This is a genomic window from Marinobacter sp. (assembly GCF_041690615.1).
Lineage (GTDB): Bacteria > Pseudomonadota > Gammaproteobacteria > Pseudomonadales > Oleiphilaceae > Marinobacter.
Genome location: NZ_JAWLGY010000008.1, coordinates 37,535 through 60,249, shown reverse-complemented (window position 1 = coordinate 60,249; position 22,715 = coordinate 37,535). Strand labels below are relative to the sequence as shown.

Here is a 22,715-nt window from a genome sequence, read left to right as displayed (position 1 = left end):
TGTTACCACTCCTGTTTCCAGCCTGTATCTTCTGGTGGCTGGTTACGTTCCCGGATACTTAGCTCGAGATTGAGGGCAGATAGCAGTCGGAACAGGGTCTCGACCCGGCTGCTCTCCGGATGATTTTCGAAGCTGGACACAGTGTTCTGTTTGATGCCCACCAGTTCGGCTACTGACTGCTGACTGAGGTGATGGTCAATGCGAGCATTGCGCAAGGCCTGCGCCAGCATTTCCGGCGATGTGATTCTCATCTTTACCCCCTGTAGCGGATAGAGGTCAGGTTATCCCCTGCAGGGGGTAAAGTAAAGTTTATCCCCTGCCGGGGATAAAGTGGCGTTTACCCCCTGTAGAGGGTAAGGGCGTCCTGTTCAGCGCCAAAGTCGCTCCGCCAGCCCCGAAGCCCGCACCACCCGCTGGGCCACGCTTTCCAACAGCACCGTTTCGTCGCCGGCGATCAGGCTGAACCAGTTGCGGGCACGGGTGATGCCGGTGTAGACCAGCTCCCGGGTCATTACCGGGCTGAGCCGGTCCGGCAGTATCAGGCAGGTGTGGTTGAACTCCGAGCCCTGGGACTTGTGGACGGTCATGGCGTAGACGGTTTCCAGGTGCTGCAGGCGGCTGGGGGATATCCAGCGGATGTCGTTGCTACCATCGCTGGCGGGGAAGGCGACCCGGAGGGTGTCGCAGGGCTGACCGTTTTCGTCCTGGCCCCAGGGCAGGCTGAAGGTGATGCCGATGTCGCCATTCATCAGGCCCAGGTTGTAGTCGTTGCCGGTTACCAGCACGGGCCGTCCCCGGTACCAGCCCTCGGCTTTCGGAATCAGGCCGCGTGCGGTCAGTTCGCGGGCAATCAGGTCATTCAGGCCTTCCACGCCCCAGGGGCCCTGACGCAGGGCACAGAGCACCTGGAAGTCGCCGAATGCCGCCAGTACCTGTTGGGCAAGGTGGTCCCAGTCTTCCCGGGGGCTGTCTGCATCCAGGTCGTGATTCTGCATAAGCTTGAGATAGTGCTGGTAGCCCACTGGCGGTGGCAGTGCCTCGCCATTCACGATGCGACCGAGGCCTTGGTTGCTGAAGGCTGCGGAGCTGCCGGTGAGGGCGTGCCGGCAAATCAGTGCCCGGGTATCATTCGGGGTCGGGCCGCAGGGAAGCATTGTGACATCATCAAAGTGTCCCCGGCGGAGGTTTGTCAGTGTGGTGCTGTCCAGTGTGTTGGTGTTGACTGCCTGGGCCAGCTGGCGGATGCCGCTGTCTTCGGTGAAGCGGTAGCTCTTGCGGAGCATGGCCACCGCCTGGTCCATGGGCTGGCCGACATTGTCCATTAACGTCTCCGGCACACGGTCGCCGGTCATGGCAGCCAGCCATTCCCTCGTCTCAGGGGTGTAGTGAGCGGCCTGCGCGCGCTGGCAGAGCTCGCCCAGAACCGCACCGGCATCCACGGACGCCAGCTGGTCCTTGTCCCCCAGCAGAATCAGGTGGGCGCTGGCCGGCAGCGCATCCATCACCGAGGCCATCAGGTCGACGTCCACCATGGAGGCCTCGTCGATCACCAGGATATCCACCAGCAGCGGGTTGTCCCGGTGGTGGCGGAACTGGCGGGAGTCCGGGCGGCTGCCCAGCAGCCGGTGCAGGGTGGTCACCCGGGTGGGGATATCGGCCTGTTGCACATTGCCCGGTAACTCCGCCAGCGGCAGGCGACTGACCGCACCGCCGATAGATTCGTTGAGTCGTGCGGCCGCCTTGCCGGTGGGGGCGGCGAGGCGGATACGGTATTTTCGGCCCTGACGCTGCGGGCTGGTGCCGGCGACGGCTTGCAATGCCGCCAGCAGGTTCACCACGGTGGTGGTCTTGCCTGTGCCCGGTCCGCCGGTGATGACCGCAAAGCGGTTGCGGGCGGCCAGGGCGCAGGCGAGCTTCTGGTAGTCCACTTCCGGCTGGGGCCGGAACAGGGTGCCCAGAGCCTGGCGAAGCGTCTCGCCCTGGGGTGAGGCGGGGTCGTCCAGGTCTGACGGCTGCTCCAGGCGTTGGCGGATGCTTTCGGCAATACGTTGTTCATAGCGCCAGAACCGACGCAGGTAGAGGCGGCCGCTGTCCAGCACCAGCGGCGTGGACTGGCCGCCGTCGCTGACGGCAAGGGAATTCTCCAGTACCTGGTAACAACCCTCTGGGGTAAAACGGGCCATCAGGTCCGCGGGGGTGGGCAAGGGCGTCGGCTCTGGCCCGGTGCCGGCGGCCTTTTCCGGGGGCAGGGCCAGGGTGCGGGCCGGCGCTTCCAGCAGGGTGTTCAGATGCACACATACATGGCCGCGGCCCACCTGATGGGACGTAAGGGCCGCCAGCAGGATCAGCAAGGGTTCCGGCTGTTCCCCCTGCTCCTGGCAAAGGGTGCGAATCAGCCTGGCGAATTCCCGGTCCAGGGGGCGGATCCAGCCGGTTTCCTGCCACTGGGTCAGCAGCTCTTCCATCTGAGCGAGCCCCGAGAAGGGCGTTGCCTCATCCACTGGTGCCGGCGACACATCAGCGGCTCGCGAAGCCTGTTGTACTTCGCTGGCAGGCGCTTCGTCCAGGTCCAGGGAGAACTGCTGGTCGTGATTCTGTTTGCGGCTCATGCTGCTACCTCCCGGCTGAGGTCGCCGTCGAACAGGGCGTCCAGGGTCTCGATCAGCTCTTTCGGTGGCTTGTCGGCAAAGGCACCGCTGGCGGGGCCGTCAATGCCCCGCAGGAACAGGTAGACTGCGCCGCCCATATGGGTTTCATAGTTGTAGTCCGGCAGCCGGGCCTTCAGCAGACGGTGCAGGGCCAGCAGGTAGAGCACATACTGCAGGTCGTACCGCTTCTCCAGAATGGCTTCCCCCATGGCCTGGCGGGTGTAGGCCAGGTCGTCGTCACCCAGGGTGTTGGACTTGTAGTCCAACACGTAATAGCGCCCCTGATGCTCGAACACCAGGTCGATAAAGCCCTTGATCATGCCATTGAACTGTTGCTTTTCGACCCGGGGTCGATCAGCGCCGTTCAGGGTCTGGTTGGTGACCAGGTCGTCCAGTCGGCCGGTCGGGACGTTGCGGCTCTCGAACCAGAATTCCAGCTCCGGGCGCGGGTTTGTCAGTTCAGCGAGGCTGGCGGTCTGCTCGCCATCACGGTCCAGGGGGAGGGGCGTCGTCAGCACCTTCACCAACCAGTCGGTGAGCGGTTCCACCCAGTCACCCCAGCCCCGAACCCGGCAGCGGCGGGCAAGCTGGTCCCTTAGCCGGTCGGGGTTGGCGGCAATGGTGGCCATATCCTGGGCGGTGCACCACTCCAGAACCTCGTGAAGGAAGGTGCCGGGCCCGGCACCCCTGGGGAACTGGTGGGGCCCGGTGGCGGCCGGGCGATAGATGTCTTCGTCTTCCTGCTGGCGACTTTCTTCCATCAGGTTCTGGGCCTCGGCGTCCTCCGCCTCGTCCACAAATGCGATACCCGTGCCGGAGAGCGCGGTGTACTCGATGGAGGAGTAACTGGCGATCCACCAGTCCTCCCGGGCTTGCCGGAGGGAAATCAGTGCCGGGCCCAGGCTTTCCGGTGCCGGTTCCTGGTATTCCATGGCCTCGGCTTCCGGGAGTGGAGTAACGGTGATGGCGGTTTCGTCCCCGGCCAGCGTCTGCAGGCAGCGGGTCAGTTCGCCGTCGGCTTCGCCGACACCGTCAAGCAGGTATCCCAGTCCGCTCTTGTGCCAGTCCGGAATAGCCGCAGCACCCACCCAGGTGGCGTGGCGGGCCCGGGTCAGGGCCACGTAAAGCTTGCGGATATCCTCTCCCAGCCGTTCCTGGTCGGCCTGGGCAACGTCTTCCGGTTCCGGGTCGAAGACGGTGATCAGGCGCCCCTGGTTATCGTGGTAGCGGACAAAGGCCTGCTTCTCGTTTTCCGCCCGAAAGGCGGTGCCGAAGGGCAGGAATACCAGCGGATACTCCAGGCCCTTGGACTTGTGCACGGTAATGACCTTCACCAGCCCGGCGTCACTTTCCAGCCGCAGGGTGCGGTGTTCGTCTTCGTCATCGGCGGCCCGCAGGATCTGGGTGTAGTGGTGCACCAGGGCGTGCTCACCATCCAGTTGCAGGCTGTCCTGCTGCAGCAGCTCGGCAATGTGCAGGATGTCGGTGAGGCGCCGCTCCCCGTCGGGCCGTTGCAGCAGCCGGCCCGGCACCTGGAAATCCATCAGGAAGCGGCGCAGGGTAGGCAGTATGCCCTGGCTTTGCCACTGCTGGTGGTAGCCGATAAAGCGGTCAATTTCCCGCTCAAGGGCAATCTCGTCGGTCAGCAGCTGGTCCAGGTAGTGCCAGGGCAGGGCCAGGGTCGGCGTCGCCAGGGCGGTGCGGGCCAGGGACAGCTGTCGGGGTTCGGCAAAGGCCTTCAGCCAGCACAGGATTTCCGCCGCTTCCGGCGAAGTGAGTACCGAGTCCCGGTCAGAGAGATACACACTGCGGATTCGGCGCTGGCGCAGCGCGTCCCGTACGGCGGCCGCCTCGTTGCGATTGTTCACCAGGATGGCGATATCCCCCGGCTGCACTGGCTGCAGGTCCGCCGGGTCTTCCACGTTGGCAAACCCGGCCTGGCCCTGCTGACCGGCTGTCAGCAGTTTTGCCACCTCGCTGGCGCAGGTGTCGGCCACCTGTTCAGTGGCACGCCCCTTGGCGAGGGTGATCGCCTCACCCTGTTTGTTTTCCTCACCACTTTCCAGGGTCCACAGGGTGAGGCTGGGCTGTGCCACCTCGTCAACCGTCCACTGCCGTTTGGTGCCGTTGGCCGCCACCGGCTGGAAGGGCAGTGGTGTGTTGTCGCCCTTGCCAAACAGGAAGGCTCCGTCCCGGGCCTGCTGGTCGCCGTGCTGGAACACCCGGTTCACCGCTGCCACCATGGCATCGGAGGAGCGGAAGTTACGGCCCAGGGTCCAGGTGCGGTCCTGCACGCCCTGGCGCGCCTCCAGGTAGGTGTAAATATCCGCGCCCCGGAAGCCATAGATGGCCTGCTTGGGGTCGCCGATCATCAGCAGGCAGGTGGCCGGGTCATTGTCGGCGACCCGGTAGATACGGTCGAAGATGCGGTACTGCACCGGGTCTGTGTCCTGGAATTCGTCGATCAGCGCGGCCGGGAACTGGCGACGGATGGTGGCGGCCAGCTGCGGGCCACGGGGGCCGTTGAGCGCTTCATCCAGGCGGGTGAGCAGATCATCGAAGCCCATCTCCGCCCGCTGCTGTTTTTCCGCTTCCAGGCGGGTGCTGATCCAGCCGCTGGCGTGGCGCAGGATATCCGCCCGGGCATTGGGCAGGTTGGTGCTGAAGTCCATCAGTTCGGCAATGGCGTCAAAGGCCGGGTGGTGGGGCACCGGACCATCGCCCTTGAGCTTGGTGGGCAGCACGTCCGGCGTCTGATTCTTCAGGCCGGCCTTATCCAGCCCCTCCGGGAGCAGGTCGTCGGATTCCACCCAGGCCAGCAGGTTGTCCCAGGCCGTGACCATGGATTTGCGGCTACTGCCGTGCAGGCGTTTGCCGAGGCCTTCGAGCAGGTCGATCACCTCGTCTTTCCACTGGGTCCAGGGCATTGCCTTCAGGGCGTCCGCCTGATCCTTCCGCTGGCGGACAGCGGCTTTGATAGCGTTGTGGATGTCGCCGCAGGGTGCCGCCGGCTTTTCAGCCAGCAGGTTCCGAACCGCCTTGCGAAGGTCTGACGGGGTTTTCCAGTGGTCCAGCAGCTCTTCCATCAGCTCCGCGGGCAGGGGGTAGGCGAAGGTGCGCCAGTAGTCCCGTACCACCTCGTCCAGCAGCTCGCTCTGGTCGGTCTCCAGGCTGATCCGGAACAGGCTGCCGCTGTCAAAGGCATGCTCGCTGAGCATGCGGTTGCACCAGCCGTGGATGGTGGACACGGCGGCCTCGTCCATCCACTCCGCCGCCAGCAACAGTCGCTTGCGGCATTCAGGCCAGGTGGCCGGATCCGGGTAATCCTGGTCCCGCAGCTGGTAGATCAGGGCGGTCTCGGCGGGCGGATCCGGATCATCCGGGTTGTCGGAAAACACCTCTGCCGCCTGGGTCAGCCGCGCACGAATACGGTCCCGAAGCTCCTTGGTGGCAGCCTCGGTGAACGTCACCACCAGCAGGTTGGGGGGATCAACCCCCTTGCCCAGGGGGCTACCCTCCGGCTGGCCATGGCCCAGCACCAGGCGCACATAGAGAATGGCAATGGTAAAGGTCTTGCCGGTGCCGGCGCTGGCCTCGATCAGGGTGCTCCCGTTCAGGGGCAGGGAAAGGGGGTTGAGGGTGGCACTACGGTTCATGACTGGCCCTCGATCTGTTCACGGGCGGACTTGCCCTGCTCGGATTCCCACAGGGGCAGGTAGAGCTGGTGCAGCAGGCCTTCAAAGGCTTCGTTGACCAGATCTGCCGGGGCGTCAAAGGCCCGGCGAAGATAACCCGGGTCCCGCCCGAGGGCGGTTTCGAAAGCGGCGCAGGCATCTTCAATGGCCTTGTCGTGGTCGCCCCGGTACTTCTTGCTCTGGTAGAAGCTGTAGATCCAGGCGAAGGCCGCCTCGCAGTGCAGCGGCAGGGCGCGGGTGGTGGCCTGCATCCAGGCAGCGAGGATAGCATCCAGGTGCAGGCGGGCCTGGTCCGGGGGCAGGGGGGCGAAGGTAAAGCCACGACCTTCCTCCTTGCCGAGTATCCGGGTCTGGAAGGGCTGGCCCGCGAGCTGGCCGGCCAGGTGGATCACCCAGTCCGCCATCAGGTTGGCGTAGCGCACTTTCTTCTGGTGGCCCGAGCCGGACAGCAGGCTGGAGCGGGAGACCACCAGCCGGCATAGCTGGCCCTCCGGGTTTCGGCGCAAGCCGTCAATCAGATCGAGCACTTCCACCGACCCCGTGGCATTGCTGAAACCGTGCTGGAAGGTGACCGGCTCCGGCAAGGCTTCCGGCCATTCTGCCAGCGCTTGCCGATAGCGTTGATAGAGGTCCGGCAGGCGCTCCGCCAGGGTTTCCCGAAGGCGGTGTTCGGTGAGCCCCATGCCCAGGTCGCCCCGGCGGGCCATCCGGTCCAGGGTGGTTTGGGTATGCTGCTGCAGTTCCTGTTCATCCCCTGACTTGAGCACCGCCTCGGTGATCAGTTCCTGGTCCAGGCGCCAGCGGTCCAGGCCATCCAGGTCGAAATTCTCGTTGTCGGTATCATCGTCTTCCACGCCTTCAAACCGGACCTGTAACCGGCGCTGGAAGAAGGTTTCCACCGGCCGTTTGAGGAAGTTGGCCAGTTCCCCAAAGGTCAGGGGTTCCTCCGGTGGTTGCCAGGGCAGGGCGCTGTCATCCGGCTGGTCAGCGGTTTCGGTGCCATGGGCACTGCGCCACTCCTGTTCGTAGGTGAACAGGTTGCGCTCCCGCAGGATCTCCGCCAGGGGCCGGGGCGGGCTGTCCGGCGCCGGTTGCTGGCCGTTGGCCTGTGGAAAATAGGCCCGGCTGAAGGGTTGCAGCGGGTGGCAGGTAGTAAGGCCCGCTGTGACGGACTGGTCCGGCTTGCCGTCCACCTGCCAGAGACTGTCCAGGTGGTCCTGCAGCTGGCTTACCAGTACCGAGGGCGGCCGCTCGGAGTCGTCCCGGATACTGCGCCCTACCCAGCTGATGTAGAGTTGCTCCCGGGCGGACAGCAGGGCTTCCAGGAACAGGTAGCGGTCGTCTTCCCGCCGGGAGCGGTCCCCCGGGCGGTAGTCGTTGGCCATCAGATCAAAGTCCACCGGCGGCCGGGATCGGGGGTAGTCGCCGTCATTCATGCCCAGCAGGCACACCACCCGAAAGGGAATGGCCCGCATGGGCATCAGGGTCGCAAAGTTAACCTTGCCGGCCAGGAAGCGCTGGTTCAGGCCGCTTTCGTCGAGGCCTTCCAAAAGCACATCCTTGACGATATTGAGAGGTAGCGAGGTTTCCCCCAGACCCGCCGCCAGGGCATCGTCCAGCCACTGTTCCAGGTGGCGGCGGAAGCGGTTGATCAACCGCAGATCGTTACCCTCCAGGTCCTGGAAGAATTGCCCCAGCATTTGCGAGAACAGGGCTTCCCACTGTTCCGGGGTGCGGGGCGTCAGCAGTTCTTGCCAGAGGTTCTCCAGTTGACCCACAAAATCCGACAGCCTCCCGGCCAGGTCTGCCTGCAGGCCGCCGACCTCGGCGTAGGGTTCCACGCCGGACCAGGGCTCATCGTCTCCCATGCCGTAACCCAGCAGCATGGCGCGAAGCCCTGACTGCCAGGTGTTGCGGGCCAGGTCGCCGGGCAGCTCCAGGCTTTCCCGCTGCTGGCGATGCAGGCCCCAGCGAATATTCGCGCCCTCCACCCAGCGCCGGGCCAGGGGGATGTCCTCTTCGGTGATGCCGAAGCGCTGGCGGATGCCCGGCACTTCCAGCAGGCTGAGGATCTCGCTCACGGCAAAGCGGCTGCGGGGCAGGCCCATCAGCGTCTCCAGGGCAATCAGCACCGGTTCATGGTGACGCTGGCCCTGGTCGGAGATGGTGAAGGGAATATGCCGGGTGTTGCCGGGGCCGTGGCGGCCAAACACGGCCTGGATGTGGGGTGCATAGACGTTGATGTCCGGCACCATCACGATCACGTCCCGGGGCCGCAGGGTGGCGTCGTCATTGAAGGCGGCCAGCAGCTGGTCGTGGAGAATCTCCACTTCCCGTTGGGGGCTGTGGGCATCGTGGAAGGCCAGGGAACGATCACTGGCCGGGTCCAGCGTCCGGTGCTGTTCGCGGATTTCCCGCAGCGGGGTCAGGTTGTAGATGTCGTTCTGCAGCTGGTGCAGCAGCTGCTGTGCCTCCGGGTTGCCGTGTTCGGAGAAGACGTCGATCCGGTTATCCGGGGTGCGGAATTGTTCGCCGTATTCCTCCGGGTTGTCGAACTCGTCCAGCAACCGGATATAGTCCCGCCCCTGCTTGCCCCAGGCGGCCAGCAGCGGGTTGGCGTGCTGGTGCAGCTGGTCCGGGTCGGCGGCGGACAGGGTGGGGTGCTGGCGGCCCCGGCGACGCCGGGCGTTGAGCAGGTCCCGGTCGCTGATAATGTCCGCCCAGTAGAACTGGCTGGGGTTGTGGACACACAGCACCACCTGGCTGAAGCGGCTGAGCACATGGAGGGCTTCCAGGGCCTGTCGGGGCAGGGACGACACCCCGAACACCACGATACGCTTCGGTAGACGATGCGGATTCGCCAGCTCGGAGGACTGCTGGCCCAGCGCCATAAAGCGGGTGTGAATACGGGAGCGACTGGTGTGGGAAAGCTCGTCCACATCCCGGACCAGGGCTTGCCACAGTCTGGGCTGCCAGAGGGTTTCCGCCTGCAGTGGCTTTTCCTCACCCCTCGCGGTAATCATGATTTCCCGGCCCTGTTCCCAGGCACTGAGCCAGTCGGCCCGGAACACCTGGTACTGGTCGAACAGGTCTGCCACCTTCTCTGCCAGCTGGAAGGCCCGCAGGTCCGGGTCGCTGCCCTCCAGAAACCGGCCCAGGGGCAGGAAGGCTCCGTCGTCGCTGACCAGTTCCGGCAGCAGCCGGTAGAGACGCCACACCAGCCGGCGCTTGTCGAAGGGGGAGGTTTCCGGCACTTCGCCCTCCGGCAACACGGCCCGGTAGGCCTGCCAGATAAACCGGGCCGGGAACAGGAAGTCCATGCCGGCGGCAATGCCCAGGCCGCCTTCAGTGCCGTCGTCGGAGGCCTTTTCCGCCAGTGCCAGTTTCAGCCACTGGGCGATGCCGTTGCTCTGGACCAGGAAGGTCTCATTCTCCAGCGGCGGCATTGGCGTCTGCCGGCACAGGTACACCACGGCCCGGCGCAGATCCTCCAGGTGGTTGGCGTGGATGGCATGGAAGCCGGGCTGGATGCTGGTGTGATCGGTCATGGTGCTCCGGGTCGGGTCGTTCGTAATGCTGCCACAAAGGTTACCGTAACTGGCAGCGGATTGCCGATGTGATTGTCCATGTTCCGCGCGACAATGCCGGTCGCACAGGATGGGAAATCCTGGCCTATAATTGGTCAAAAAGCGTTCACATTTGCCATCCGCTCAGGGGCGCTGCGCGTACATCCGTAAACGATCCAAAGCGGAGGGGCACCTGATGGATAAACGACAGCGCACGCGGGTTGGCCTGCCAGTCCTGTTGGTGTTAACCGGGCTTGTGGCCATGATCTCCGTGTCACCCCTGGCTGATGAAACGGACGATGCCATTCAGGATGTGATCCTCACCCAGATTGAAGCCTTTGCCAATGACGACGAGCTTGCCGCCTGGGAGCAGGCTTCCGCTGGTATCCAGCGACGTTTCCGTTCGCCGGAAACCTTCCTACAGATGGTTCGGTTGGTCTATCCCCCGGTCCACCGGGCCACGGCCATCCGCTTTCGGCAGCGGGTACCCCACGACCACTTCGACATCCAGGTAGTACGCCTGCAGGGCCCCGAGGGCCGCCTTTGGGATGCCTATTACCGGATGGTGCCGGCGGAGAACGGTTGGAAAGTGGGCGGTGTACGGCTGATGCCGGTGGATATGGGTATCTGAAGTATTAAAGGCGTGAGTTGTGCCTTGAGACGGATTCAAGTCCATCGTAGAGTTGGTGGTTGATGCCATTCCCGACAGGTTATTCCCTTCATCGATGAAATCCTCTGAATCTCCCGGTCAGCGCCTGCGAGCGGCGGACCTGGATAACCCGCTGTACTATCTGGAAAACATGGAAGCCGTGGTGAACTGGGTGGGTCATTACCACGGCGATCTGCTGACTGACGACGAACGCGAGCGCCTGGACGGGTTTGGTCGTCTGTCTGTTTCCGCCCGGGCGTTGCTGACCCGCATGGTGATGCGCACCGGTGAGCTTTTCCGGGTGGGCAAGCTGCGTTATCCCGAGCTGCCGGAACCCGAGCCGGTGGCCATGGACGAGCTGACAGAAACGGGCTGGGTGGAGCCGGTAGAGCGGGTCACCATCGACGAACTGTTTCGCCTGTTCACCCTGGCGGAGTTGCGCCCGGCCCTTGCTGGCCAGCTGGCTGACCTGGGCCATTCCCCTGCCATGCCCAAAGGGCGCATGAAGTCGGTACTGGTGGACTACCTGCGTGAGATTGACCTCACCCACTGGCTGCCGCATCTGGGCAACGATCTGGTACGTCTGGGGCATATGCCCCTGTTTGATCGGGTTCGTCTGATGTTCTTCGGCAATTTGCGCCAGAGCTGGTCGGATTTTGTGCTGGTGGAGCTGGGCTACCAGCAGTACGAAGAGGTGCCTTTCACTCCGGAATCCCGGGCCTTCCAGCGCAGGGAAGATGTGGATTGCTACCTCACCATGCACCAGTGCCGTGAGTCGCTGGATGAGGGCCGGTCGGTTGAGGATGTGTGGCCGCAGGTGCCGGCCGCCATGGATAATGCCTGGCTCACCAGCCGCCGGGACCGGCTTCTGCTGGAGCTTGGCCGCCAGGCGGAGCGCCAGGGTAACCGGGAGCTCGCCCTGGCGGCGCTGGCGGAAAGCCGTCATCGGGAAGCCCGGCTCAAGCAGTTGCGTCTGCTGGAACGAATGAAGCGTTTTGACGAGGCCTGGGCCATTGCCAGCCAGTGGCAAACCAGGGAACTCGGTGATGCCGAAGCCCAGGGCCTGACGCGAATCCTGAAGCGGCTGGCCCGCAAGGTGGGAGAGCCCTTACCCACCTTGCCGGAAGCGCCGTCGCCAGACGAATTCCTTATCACAGCACCCTTCACCGGCGCCCCGGTGGAGCTGGCGGTTCAGCAGTACCTCTGGCGGGATCACCAGCCGGTTTTCTATGTGGAGAACACCCTGATCAACGGCCTGTTCGGTTTGTTGTGCTGGGATGTCATCTTTGCGCCGGTGCCAGGAGCCTTCTTCCACCCGTTCCATGTGGGGCCGGCGGACCTGACCCGGGAGGATTTCGTGCCCCGGCGTCGGGAATTGCTCGATGCGGCCCTGGCAAACCTGGAGAGAGACGCCTACAGGCAGATTATTATCGAGACCTGCCAGCGCAAACAGGGCCTGGCCAACCCCTTCGTGAACTGGCAGGTAATGACCGATAACCTGCTTCGACTGGCCCTGAACTGCATACCGGCAGGTCACCTGAAGGTGTTGTTCCATCGCCTGCTCAGTAACCTGAAGGAGCACCGCAGTGGTTTCCCGGACCTGATCCGCTTTATGCCGGATGCGGCGAACCCGGACCAGCGCTACGAAATGATCGAGGTGAAAGGCCCCGGTGATCGGCTGCAGGATCACCAGCGCCGGTGGTTGGCATTCTTCGCCCAGCAGGGCATTGCTGCCCGGGTTTGCTACGTGCGCTGGCAGGACGCCTCTGAGCCTGTCCCCGATTCCTCGCTATGAAAGTCGCCGTGCGAACCCTCTGTGAATTTGCTGCCCGCAGGGGCGACCTCGACTTCCGATATACCCCGGCCCCCACGGCGGGGGAGGGTATCGCCGGTCATCAGTCAGTACAGGCCCGGCGCGGGTATGGCTACGAGAGTGAGTACCTGATCACCGGTAACTGCCAGGGGCTTCAGCTTTCTGGTCGCGCAGACCTCTATAACCCACACAAGGGGTTGCTGGAGGAGATCAAGACCCACCGGGGCGACCTGTCCCGCATCCGGGAACACCAGCGTGCCCTCCACCGGTCGCAGTTGCGGGCCTACGGGGCGCTGCTGTGCCGCCAGGAAGACCGCAAGAAGCTCAGGCTTTCACTGGTCTACTACGATACCGGCAGGGACAAGGAGTCGGCGGTGACGGAAACCGCCACGGCGGAGGAGCTCTGGCAGGAGCTGGAGGCTTTGTGCAGCGCCTACAGGGACTGGGCCGAACAGGAGGAGCGTCACCGCGAGCAGCGGGATGACCGTCTTGCCACCTTGCGCTTCCCGTTCGCCGAGTTTCGTGCCGGGCAGCGGCAGCTGGCGGAGACCGTTTACCGCAATGCGGTTCAGTCACGGAGCCTGCTGCTGGAAGCGCCAACGGGCCTTGGCAAGACCCTGGGCACCCTGTTTCCATCGCTGATGGCCCTGCCGGCGGGCCGGCAGGACCGGCTGTTCTATCTCACCTGTCGCAATACCGCCCGACAGCTGGCGGTTTCGGCGGTGGAAGCCATGCGGGCTGCCCAGCCGGAACCCGGGCACTGGCCCCTGCGCACCCTGGAACTTGTCTCGAAAGACGACGCCTGCGAGCATCCGGACAAGGCCTGCCACGGCGATTCCTGCCCCCTGGCCAAGGGTTTTTTTGACCGTCTGCCGGAGGCCCGAGCCGAGGCGGTGCAGGTGCGCGAACCCCTGACCCGGGAACGGCTGGCCACCATCGCAGTGGGCCATGATATCTGCCCCTATTTCCTGGCCCAGGAAATGGCCCGCTGGTGCGATGTGGTTGTTGCCGACGTCAACCGCATGTTCGACCAGTCGGCGCTGCTCCATGCCCTGGTCCAGCAGAACCAGTGGCGGGCAGGCCTGCTGGTGGACGAAGCCCACAATCTGGTGGACCGGGCCCGGGGCATGTATTCCGTGCGGCTGGACCAGCAGCGTTTGTTACGGGTAAAGCGTCTGGCCCCGAAGATCCTGAAAGGCCCGCTGAACCGGGTTGCCCGGGCCTGGCAGGAGCTGGTGCGGGAGCAGGAGGGAGCCGGCAACCGGCCGGTCTTCCTGGATCAGCTGCCGGTGCGGCTGCTCCCGGCGCTGCAGGGGCTGATATCGGCGTTGACCGACTACCTGGCAGACAATCCACCGGACCTGGCGCTGCAAGAGCTGTTGTTCGAGAGCGTGGCCTTCCTGAAACTGGCGGACCAGTTTGGCGACCATTCCCTGTGTGAATTTCACCGCACTGGCCGGGGGCGGGCCAGCGTCACCATCCAGAACCTGGTGCCGGCAGATTTTCTCGCCCCGCGATTTGCCAGCCTGGATTCGGTGCTGATGTTCTCCGCCACCCTTACCCCGGGGGTCTATCACCGGGATCTGCTGGGGCTGCCGGAGGACACGCGGTTTACCTCGCTCCCCAGCCCTTTCCGGGCGGACCAGCTGCAGGTGCAGTTCACGCCCCGCATCAGTACCCGAAAACCGGACCGGCAGGCGTCCCTGTCTCCCATTGCGGCGCTGATTGCCCGGCAGTTCCGGGAACGTCCGGGGCACTACCTGGCCTTTTTCAGCAGTTTTGACTACCTGAAGCAGGTGGCCGATGCCCTGGCCACCGAAGCGCCAGACGTTCCCCAGCGCCGGCAGTTGTCCGGAATGGACCAGCATGCGCGGCAGGACTTCCTGGCGGGGTTCCAGTCGCCCCGGCCAGCGGTCGCCTTCGCGGTATTGGGTGGCGTGTTCAGCGAGGGCATCGACCTGCCCGGGGACCAGCTGATCGGCGCTTTCGTGGCCACCCTGGGGTTGCCGCCCTTTGACCCCTGGCACGAGATCCTGAAGGATCGGCTGGAGCAGCGATTCGGCGCCGGGTACGACTACACCTACCGCATCCCGGGCTTGCAGAAAGTGGCCCAGGCCGCAGGGCGGGTGATACGCACACCAGAGGACCAGGGGGTGATCTGGCTGATCGATGACCGCTTCCTGCAGCCGGCCAACCGGGCCATGCTCCCCGGGTGGTGGTTTGAAAACTGATACAGAATTTCTTCCGTAAGGTGACGGTCTGCGAACACGTCCGTAGAATGCCCGCCAGGATGAGGGTCAACCTCCGTTAGCCCTCCGAATTACCTGTTGTCTCTGGAAAATCCATGGTTTCAGTTCGTTGTCGAAGCCTGGTGGCCGTACTCCTGCTGGGGCTGATCCCGGCAGCAGATGCAGTTGCCACAATCAAGCAGTCCTCCTCGGGCCTGTGTCATCCGCCACACAGTCCCTGGTATGAACGTACAAAGAACTTTACCCCTTACCAGGATATCGATGCCTGCCTGGCTGCGGGTGGTCGTTTGCCCGATGGTATCGGCCGCTCCGGTAACGAACCGGACAGCAAGGGCTACCAGCGCAGCGAATTCGGCCATGGCTGGGACGACCGGGATGGTGACTGTCAGGACAGCCGCGCCGAGGCGTTGATTGCCACCTCCACCACCCAGGTGCGGTTCGCCGACGAGCGCCGTTGCCGGGTGGTTACCGGCCGCTGGATCTCACTGTTTACCGGTAATGTGTTGCAGAACGCGGGTGATGTGGATATCGACCATGTGGTGCCCCTGGCCTGGGCCTGGGAACGGGGTGCCAGCGACTGGTCCCGGGATCGCCGTGAGGACTTTGCCAATGATCCGGTCAACCTGATGCCGGTGGAGTCCAGCCTCAATCGCAGCAAGGGCGCCCGGGGCCCGGATCAGTGGCTGCCACCCGCGGGCCGGTGCCAGTACGTGGCCAGGTTCCTGCGGATCGTAAAGGTCTACAGCCTGGAGCCGTCCAGCCGCGAAATGAATAACCTGCGTCGTCAGGTTGAACAATGTGGGGTCCGGGTCTCACGTTGAGGTCCGGCCCCAAAGAATCCTACCCTTCCTCGATACAGATCTCCCGCCGTGCCACCGCCTTGCCGGTGCGATACAACAGCACGCCAATCAGCAGTGTCAGCAGCCCCAGCAATACCATGGCCAGGCCCCGGAAGAACGGCAGTTGCAGCTGCGCATACATCAGCAGTGTGGCGATGGTGATGGCGGCCATGGGGAACGAATAGGCCCACCAGGACAGGAAGAATTCCAGTTTCAGGAACCGCCGCCCCTGGGTCAGCAGCATCAGGGTCAGGAACGCAGCAGCGTAGTAAAGAATGCGGGCAAAGCTGTCCAGCGACCCGGTCAGCTGTACCCAGGAAATGAATCCCACCGCCGGTGGTGCAATCAGGATAAACAGCGTTGGAAGCAGCTTGCCAGGCAACGGGTTATGGAAAAACATCCGGTAGAAGATGATGGTCAGCAGCACCAGCCAGAACACCAGGCCGATACTGAAGAAGAACCAGGAGATCTCCGGCGATGCGTGGTGCACTCCGGCAATAGGCACCAGGATATTGCCCACAATGGGTATGAACCACGCCGGGTTCATATGGTTGATTTCAAAATGGGTGTGGTGAATCCAGGCCGACAACACATAGAGGGTGAATGCCAGGTGCAGCACGGTGCCCAAGGCCCAGACCACCAGCGATACCCCCTCACTGTAGGGCAGTAGCGCGATACTGATCAGGATCAGCCCTATGGAAATGGTGGGAAAAAAGTTCAGCTTGATAGGATGGCCGAACTCGCCTTTGACCTGTGGCCAGTAGCGCACAGCCTTGGCCAGGTAGCAAAGACCCAGCAGGGCGAAAATGCCGATGGTGACGACCAGCAGCACAGGGCTGACTCCCCAGGGCAGTTCCAGTATGGTTTCGGCCCGGTGCCAGGCAATGGTGAAACCGCTGAGCCCCATCACCATGGCAAACCACGAGATGGGAAAGTTCTGTAACCTGGATGGGTGCACCTGTTCCATACGACGTCTACCTCTGTTCGGAATGTTTACCTTCCTCAAAGATAGCCGCTCTGGTAAAGGCACACAGTGACAAAGTCACCTTGCCAACCGGGATATTGGCCAAAAGTTCAACAATGGCTGAGAAAATCAATCATCCGGGTTGCCTCCATCCAATCCACCGCTATATCGTATCCGTACCGATAACAACAACCGGAATAACATTCACCTTCAGAGCACAAGAATAAAGGAGAAAAGCCATGCACGGCTTGATGATGAATCGCCCCCTGCTCATTTCCCAGATTCTGGAATTCGCGGCCGGTAACTACCCGGACCAGGAGATTGTTTCCCGTACCACCGAGGGAGGCATCCATCGCTACACCTATCCGGAAATGGCCCAGCGTACCCGCCAGCTGGCCAATGCCCTGAAAAAGCTGGGTGCCAGCGAGGAAGATCGTATCGGCACCATCGCCTGGAACAACTACCGGCACCTGGAAGTTTATTACGCCAGCTCCGGTATGGGCGCCATTTGCCACACCATGAACCCGCGCCTGCCGGCAGATCAGCTGATCTACATCGTCAACCACGCGAAAGACAAGTTCATCTTCGTGGACCTGACCTTCCTGCCACTGCTGGAGAAGCTCTACGAGCACTTCCCGGATGTGGAGGGCTTTGTGGTGATGACCGACGAAGCCAACATGCCAGAGACCAGCCTGCCGCGGGTATACTGCTACGAGACCCTCATCAAGGGTGAATCCGATCAGTTCGAGTGGCCGGAATTTGACGAGAACACCGCCTCGTCCCTGTGCTACACCTCCGGTACCACCGGCAACCCGAAAGGCGTGCTCTACAGCCATCGCTCCAACGTGCTCCACGCCCTGTTCGTGCTGAGCATTTCCGGTGTTCCCATCGATGAGAACTCCACCATCCTGCCGGTGGTGCCCATGTTCCACGTTAACGCCTGGGGTACGCCCTACTTTGGCCTGATTGCCGGCGTGAAACTGGTGTTCCCGGGGCCGGCCCTGGACGGAGAGAGCCTGTCCAACCTGATCGAGGACGAAAAGGTTTCCGATGCCTGGGGCGTACCCACCGTGTGGCTGGGGCTGCTGGCCCACAAGCGCCAGAAGGGCGAGACCTTCAGCACCCTCAAGCGCACCCTGATCGGTGGTTCGGCCCTGCCCAAGGCGATGATCCAGGAGTTCAAGGAGAAGCATAACGTCGAAGCCATCCAGGGCTGGGGCATGACCGAGATGAGCCCGCTGGGCACCGTAGCCACACCGCGGCCGAGTCAGCGTGGTGGTGACTGGGAGAAGGAGCTGAAACTCCGTGGTACCCAGGGTCGTCTGATGTTCGGTGTGGAAATGAAGATTGTCGACGCCGAGGGCAACGACCTGCCCCACGACGGCGAGTCCCAGGGAGAGCTGCTGGTTCGTGGCAACGCCGTGATCAGTGGCTACTACGAAAACGAGGAAGCCACGAAGAAGGCCATCGACAAGGATGGCTGGTTCCACACCGGCGACGTGTCGGTGATCTCGCCGGATGGCTTTATGGAAATCGTGGACCGGGTGAAGGACGTGATCAAGTCCGGTGGCGAATGGATCAGCTCCATCGACCTGGAGAACGAAGCCATCGCCCATCCCAAGCTGGCGGAAGCGGCTGTGATAGGTATCCGTCACGAGAAGTGGCAGGAGCGACCGCTGTTGGTGGCGGTGAAAGAGCCAGACGCGGAAGTGACCAAAGAGGAAGTGCTCCAGTTCCTGGAGGAACGGGTGGCCAAGTGGTGGTTGCCGGATGACGTGGTGTTCGTGGACGAACTGCCCCACGGTGCCACCGGCAAGCTGCAGAAGGCCAAGCTGCGGGAGAACTTCAAGGACTATAAACTGCCCACCGAGTGAGGCGGGATGGCGGGACCTGAGGTTTCGCCAGGGCCTCGAATACAAAAAGAGCCGTCGGGTCACCCCGGCGGCTCTTTTTTGTTGGCGGTGAACGCCGGCTTACTTCAGTTCAAAGCCCCGCTTGAGCAGGAACTCCCGCATGTGGGGGCGCAGCTTGGCATTGAACAACGGGCTTAGCTGCTCGGACCAGTTGGTGTCCTTGGTGCCGCCAACGCGCTCGCCATAGTAGGTGCGCATCACATCATCGAAACCGTCCACTGAGCCGGTGTCTTCCCGGTATTCATCTTCCATCAGGATGCTCTCTACCGGCAGCCGGGGTTTCACGTCCGGATCCTGGTCCGGGTAGCCCAGACACAGACCGAACACCGGGTAGACGTGCTCAGGCAGTTTCAGCAGATCGCTGATTTCGGTGGGGTTGTTACGGATGCCGCCAATGTAGCAGATACCCAGGCCCTCGGACTCGGCAGCCACCACCACGTTCTGGGCCATCAGCGCAGTGTCCACGCTGGCCACCAGGAATTGCTCGGTCATGCCGCGGATCACCTCGGCCCCGGCCCGCTCGGCGGAGTCGGTGGGGCGCTTCATATCGGCGCAGAACACCAGGAAATGGGAGCAGGTTTCCACGTACTTCTGGCCACCGGCCAGCTCGGCGATTTGCGCCCGCTTCTCCGGACTGGTCACGTGGATGATGGAGTAGGCCTGCACGTGGTTGGACGTGGCCGCACTCTGACCGGCGCGGATCAGCTCCAGGAAGGTCTCTCTGGGAATCTTCTGCTCTTTGAATTTGCGGATCGAGCGGTGTGATTTCAGTAAATCGATAACCTCGTTCATGGCGTCTCTCTGGTTTCAGATCGTGAGTGTACGGGTGTACGTCCTGTCACCGAAAAGAGAGCATTCTACACAATTTCCCCCTCAGGATTCCGGAAAGGCGGTCCAGCCTTCCAGCCAGCTGCCAGGATTCTTCGGATTGATGGCACCGGAGAAGGTGGCCGACTCATCAAAGAACTCGCTCTTGGGCGGAGTCGTGGCCGGCATGTCACGGCTGGCAATGCGAGGCCGGAAGTCCGGTGCGGTCAGGTGGCGTGCGGCCGGGTGCAGGGCGCTGCTGATGCTGAAGTGGTTGCGACTCTCCGGGCTCCTGAGCCAGACATCTTCATCAAAGCCATAGTCATCGTCATCGGCACCCTGTTCCTGCCGGCCACTGCCTGCTGTGCCAGTGGCAGCTATGATGTTATGACTGAAGGCAAGCTGTCCGCCAGCTGCCAGGGAGCGGACTTCGTCCCGGGTGTCCATGGCCTCGATGGCGTAGCTGTCTATGATCACATTGTGGAAGTGGCCGCCGGTCCCCTCCCGCAGCACCATGCCGCGATGGGCCCTGGTGCCATGGCCACTGCCGGCCAGGGTCACGTTGTAGAATACCGGTTCCGAGCGTGGGGTGGCCTCGTGCTGGTTGCCATTATTGTCCCCCTCGAAGGCATTGTCGCCCACATCGGCGTGCTGCTGGATAACCGCAAACTGCACCCGGCCGCGCCAGCCCCAATCCCAGTCAATACTGTCATCCGCAGCACCGGTTACCAGGATGTGCTTGAGGTCCACGGTGCCGCCGAACATCTCGATGCCGTCATCCAGAGCCCGGTGGACCTGCACATGGCGGATGATGGTATTGCTGCCGCAACCGCCCAGGGTCAGGCCATTGAGTTCATTGTTCTGGTAAACCTCGAAACCGGCAAACTCGATGCGGGTGTATTCCACAACGCCGCAGCTATCGGTGATGTCCTGGCCACCAAAACTGCCCCTCTGATCGTGTTCCGGGACGCCTTCAATCTGTGCGGAGGGCTGGTTCACCGGGGCACTGCCCAGCAGGACCACGCCGCCCCAGTCGCCCCGGTTACGCTCCCCTTGCGGACGGGCGCTGGTGAAAACCACGGGCTGGTCCGGCCGGCCCCGGGAAAACAGCTGGCTGTCACGGGTCACGATCAGCGCGGAGCCGTTCTCTCCGAGAACGGTGGCGCCGGCCTCGATGGTCAGGGTGGCGTTGTCCACGAACACAATGTCTTCAAGGACGTAGGTCTTGCCGCCTTCCCAGGTGGTGGGTGTGGTGATGTTATTGCTGATCCTGACGGTTTGTGGTTCCAGTGCGGTAAACCCGACGGTCACTGCGGCGACTGCCGCAAACAGGGGCGCCAGCCAGATCAGGTGGCGGCGCCTGCGGGGGGCTGTTTCGGCATTATCAGGTACCACCTCCGGAGTGCGCTGCGGACCGCTATCGGCCATCAGGGGCGTGCCAGGATCTTCGTCGCGGATGGCGCGGACCAGCTTGCGGACCTTTTCGGAGCCAGAAGCCTCCGCCCGACGCAACACGTCGGCGCGGTAGTTGGGTTCCCGCAGCAGGTTGTTCAGGTGAACAAACTGAATGTCGGCGCATTCGCCCCGGTCAACGAGACGCTTGAGTTGCCAGAGCTGTTCAACAAGCAGGGAAGCATTGGCGGACATTACTGCATCTCCGGAGAAATAAATGTGGCGGTAGTTATAACTCCGGGCGATGACAGGTTAGTGACAGGTGCGGGTTCCAGATTTCGGGAATTATTCGCTTTTATAACGACTTGCGAAGATTCACCAGTACCGGTGTGTCATCCGCCGGGTCCTGCAGGATGTCGCAGTGCACGCCGTACAGCCGGTGGATCAGGGCCGGGTCGAGGATGTCAGAAGGCGCACCCCGGGCCAGGATTTGACCATCGGCCATGGCCACCAGGTGATCGGCATAGCGGCAGGCGCTCACCAGGTCGTGCACTACCATCGCCACGGTCTTGCCCTGGCCGGCGAGCTGGCGGATCAGCTCGAACACCTCGATCTGGTGCCCCAGGTCCAGCGCCGAGGTGGGCTCGTCCAGCAAAAGCAAAGGCGTTTGCTGGGCGATGCTCATGGCAATCCAGGCGCGCTGGCGCTGGCCGCCGGAGAGCGTATCCAGCGGCCGGTCGGCCAGAGCGCCCAGGTCAGCCGCCGCCAGTGCCTGTTCCAGGATGGCCTGGTCCTGTTCTGTCCAGCGCCTGAGGAAACCCTGGTGGGGCTGGCGGCCGAACCGGATCAGGTCGGTGACGGTGAGCCCCTCCGGTGCGGTATTGTCCTGGGGCAGCAGCGCCAGCTGGCGCGCCACCTCCCGGCTGGGCAGGGTGTGGATATCTTTGCCATCCAGCAGTACCGCACCCCCGGCGGGAGCGTGCACCCGGGCGAGGCCGTTGAGCAGGGTGGACTTGCCGCAACCGTTAGGGCCGACAATGGCAGTGACCTTTCCCGGTGGCAGCTCCAGGTCGAGGGTATTGATGACCGGGTGGCGTCCGTGGGCAAGGGATAGCGAGTGTGCTGCCAGGCCGGGCTGACCGGTTGTGTTGTGCGCCGGAAAGGCAGGGGACTGGGTCATGACAGGCTCCGTGAGGACGGTTTTACAAGTATCCAGATCAGGTAGGGGGCGCCCACGATCGCGGTGATCAGACCGACCGGCAATTCCAGGGGCTCCAGCAGCAAGCGACCCGCCAGGTCGGCGGTCACCATGAAACCGGCACCGGCCAGGGCGGAAGCGGTCAGGGGTACCTTGCCAGGGCGGGACAGGGCCCGGGCCAGCTCCGGAGCCAGCAGGGCCACCATGCCCACCGGGCCGGCGACGGCTACAGCCAGGCCGGTGAGCAGCACCGCGCAGGCCAGGCTCAGGGCACGGACCCGCTTCAATCGCGTGCCCAGGTTAATGGCGACCGGGTCAGAGAACTGCAGGGTATTCAGCGACGGGCCCAACAAAAGCGCTGCAATCCAGCCCACTACCAGACCAGCAGCGAGCACCGACACCGCTGTCGCCGAACGGGCATTCAGGCTGCCCACGGTCCAGGGAAAGGCGGCGTTGGCCGCATCAATGGCCACCCGGCTGAGCATTACCTGGGTCACAGCACCCGCAATGGCGCCAATACCCAGACCGGCGATGATGAACCGGTACCCCCTGGTGCCGTTGGCCCCCGCCAGGCCAAAGGCCAGTGCGGTAGCGGTTGCTGCACCACCAAGGGCCATGGCGGAAGGCGCCAGGCTGATACCGGTGCCCACCACGGATGCCACGGCAAAGGCGGTGGCGGCGTTGTCAATGCCAATAATGCCGGGGGTGGCCAGGCGGTTGCGGGCCACGGTCTGCATCAGGCAGCCGGCCAGGGCAAAGGCGGCGCCGGTCAGGGCGCCGGCAAGCACCCGTGGCAGGCGCAGCTCCTGCACCACGAACCGGTGCATGGCGTTGCCTTGTCCGGTCAATGCATCCCACAGACCGTCCAGCGGCACACTGAGCGTTCCCAGTGCCAGGGACATGGCCATGGCCAGTGAGAGAACGGCGGCCAGTGCCAGGCTGGCGGCAATGTTCCGGTGCTGTATCAGCAGTTCTTTCATGT

Annotated in this window: 14 protein-coding genes; 5 read left to right on the top strand and 9 right to left on the bottom strand. The window is 63.4% G+C overall.

The features are described 5' to 3' along the window. Nucleotides 1-2 precede the first annotated feature (2 nt). The 4 genes from ACESMZ_RS07760 to recC all read right to left on the bottom strand — a co-directional run bounded on the left by ACESMZ_RS07760 (nucleotide 3) and on the right by recC (nucleotide 9,891). Nucleotides 3-251, bottom strand: coding sequence for a helix-turn-helix domain-containing protein (locus tag ACESMZ_RS07760; protein WP_372958436.1), 249 nt, complete (start codon nucleotides 249-251; stop codon nucleotides 3-5). 117 nt (nucleotides 252-368) lie between these two features. After that, nucleotides 369-2,609, bottom strand: coding sequence for an exodeoxyribonuclease V subunit alpha (gene recD / locus ACESMZ_RS07755; RefSeq protein ID WP_372972448.1), 2,241 nt, complete (start codon nucleotides 2,607-2,609; stop codon nucleotides 369-371). Beyond that, nucleotides 2,606-6,304 (bottom strand): exodeoxyribonuclease V subunit beta, encoded by a 3,699-nt coding sequence (recB, locus tag ACESMZ_RS07750; protein WP_372958434.1) that lies wholly within the window; start codon nucleotides 6,302-6,304, stop codon nucleotides 2,606-2,608. The genes recD and recB overlap by 4 nt, the downstream gene beginning before the upstream one ends. Continuing rightward, nucleotides 6,301-9,891, bottom strand: coding sequence for an exodeoxyribonuclease V subunit gamma (recC, locus tag ACESMZ_RS07745; RefSeq protein WP_372958433.1), 3,591 nt, complete (start codon nucleotides 9,889-9,891; stop codon nucleotides 6,301-6,303). Before recC ends, recB begins: the two co-directional genes overlap by 4 nt. Before the next feature lie 214 nt (nucleotides 9,892-10,105). Between recC and ACESMZ_RS07740 the strand changes: the two genes are divergently transcribed. The 4 genes from ACESMZ_RS07740 to ACESMZ_RS07725 all read left to right on the top strand — a co-directional run bounded on the left by ACESMZ_RS07740 (nucleotide 10,106) and on the right by ACESMZ_RS07725 (nucleotide 15,441). Beyond that, the gene (locus ACESMZ_RS07740) at nucleotides 10,106-10,540 is read left to right on the top strand and encodes a DUF4864 domain-containing protein (protein WP_372958432.1); all 435 of its coding nucleotides are present in this window, start codon (nucleotides 10,106-10,108) and stop codon (nucleotides 10,538-10,540) included. Nucleotides 10,541-10,634: 94 nt separating this feature from the next. Then, a complete protein-coding gene (locus tag ACESMZ_RS07735; protein ID WP_372972447.1) occupies nucleotides 10,635-12,353 on the top strand; it encodes a VRR-NUC domain-containing protein in 1,719 nt (572 codons plus the stop codon). Further along, nucleotides 12,350-14,602, top strand: a complete 2,253-nt coding sequence (locus ACESMZ_RS07730; protein WP_372972446.1) for a helicase C-terminal domain-containing protein — start codon at nucleotides 12,350-12,352, stop codon at nucleotides 14,600-14,602. The genes ACESMZ_RS07735 and ACESMZ_RS07730 overlap by 4 nt, the downstream gene beginning before the upstream one ends. A gap of 113 nt (nucleotides 14,603-14,715) precedes the next feature. Continuing rightward, the gene (locus ACESMZ_RS07725; RefSeq protein ID WP_372972445.1) at nucleotides 14,716-15,441 is read left to right on the top strand and encodes an HNH endonuclease family protein; all 726 of its coding nucleotides are present in this window, start codon (nucleotides 14,716-14,718) and stop codon (nucleotides 15,439-15,441) included. Between the two features lie 19 nt (nucleotides 15,442-15,460). Here the strand turns inward: ACESMZ_RS07725 and ACESMZ_RS07720 are convergent, their stop codons facing one another. Then, a complete protein-coding gene (locus ACESMZ_RS07720) occupies nucleotides 15,461-16,426 on the bottom strand; it encodes an SLAC1 anion channel family protein (RefSeq protein WP_372972444.1) in 966 nt (321 codons plus the stop codon). Nucleotides 16,427-16,662: 236 nt separating this feature from the next. On the opposite strand from ACESMZ_RS07720, the gene ACESMZ_RS07715 reads away from it, so the two are divergent. Next, the gene (locus ACESMZ_RS07715) at nucleotides 16,663-18,297 is read left to right on the top strand and encodes a long-chain-fatty-acid--CoA ligase (RefSeq protein ID WP_372972443.1); all 1,635 of its coding nucleotides are present in this window, start codon (nucleotides 16,663-16,665) and stop codon (nucleotides 18,295-18,297) included. Nucleotides 18,298-18,396: 99 nt separating this feature from the next. Here the strand turns inward: ACESMZ_RS07715 and nfsA are convergent, their stop codons facing one another. From nfsA to ACESMZ_RS07695, 4 genes are all read right to left on the bottom strand, one after another. After that, a complete protein-coding gene (nfsA, locus tag ACESMZ_RS07710; RefSeq protein WP_372972442.1) occupies nucleotides 18,397-19,128 on the bottom strand; it encodes an oxygen-insensitive NADPH nitroreductase in 732 nt (243 codons plus the stop codon). An 81-nt stretch (nucleotides 19,129-19,209) separates the two neighbouring features. Next, entirely contained in the window at nucleotides 19,210-20,790 is a 1,581-nt protein-coding gene (locus ACESMZ_RS07705; protein WP_372972441.1) for a hypothetical protein, read from the bottom strand. Between the two features lie 100 nt (nucleotides 20,791-20,890). Next, nucleotides 20,891-21,715, bottom strand: coding sequence for an ABC transporter ATP-binding protein (locus ACESMZ_RS07700; protein WP_372972440.1), 825 nt, complete (start codon nucleotides 21,713-21,715; stop codon nucleotides 20,891-20,893). Beyond that, on the bottom strand, nucleotides 21,712-22,713 hold the full coding sequence (locus tag ACESMZ_RS07695; protein ID WP_372972439.1) for a FecCD family ABC transporter permease: 1,002 nt from the start codon (nucleotides 22,711-22,713) through the stop codon (nucleotides 21,712-21,714). Before ACESMZ_RS07695 ends, ACESMZ_RS07700 begins: the two co-directional genes overlap by 4 nt. Nucleotides 22,714-22,715: the final 2 nt, after the last annotated feature.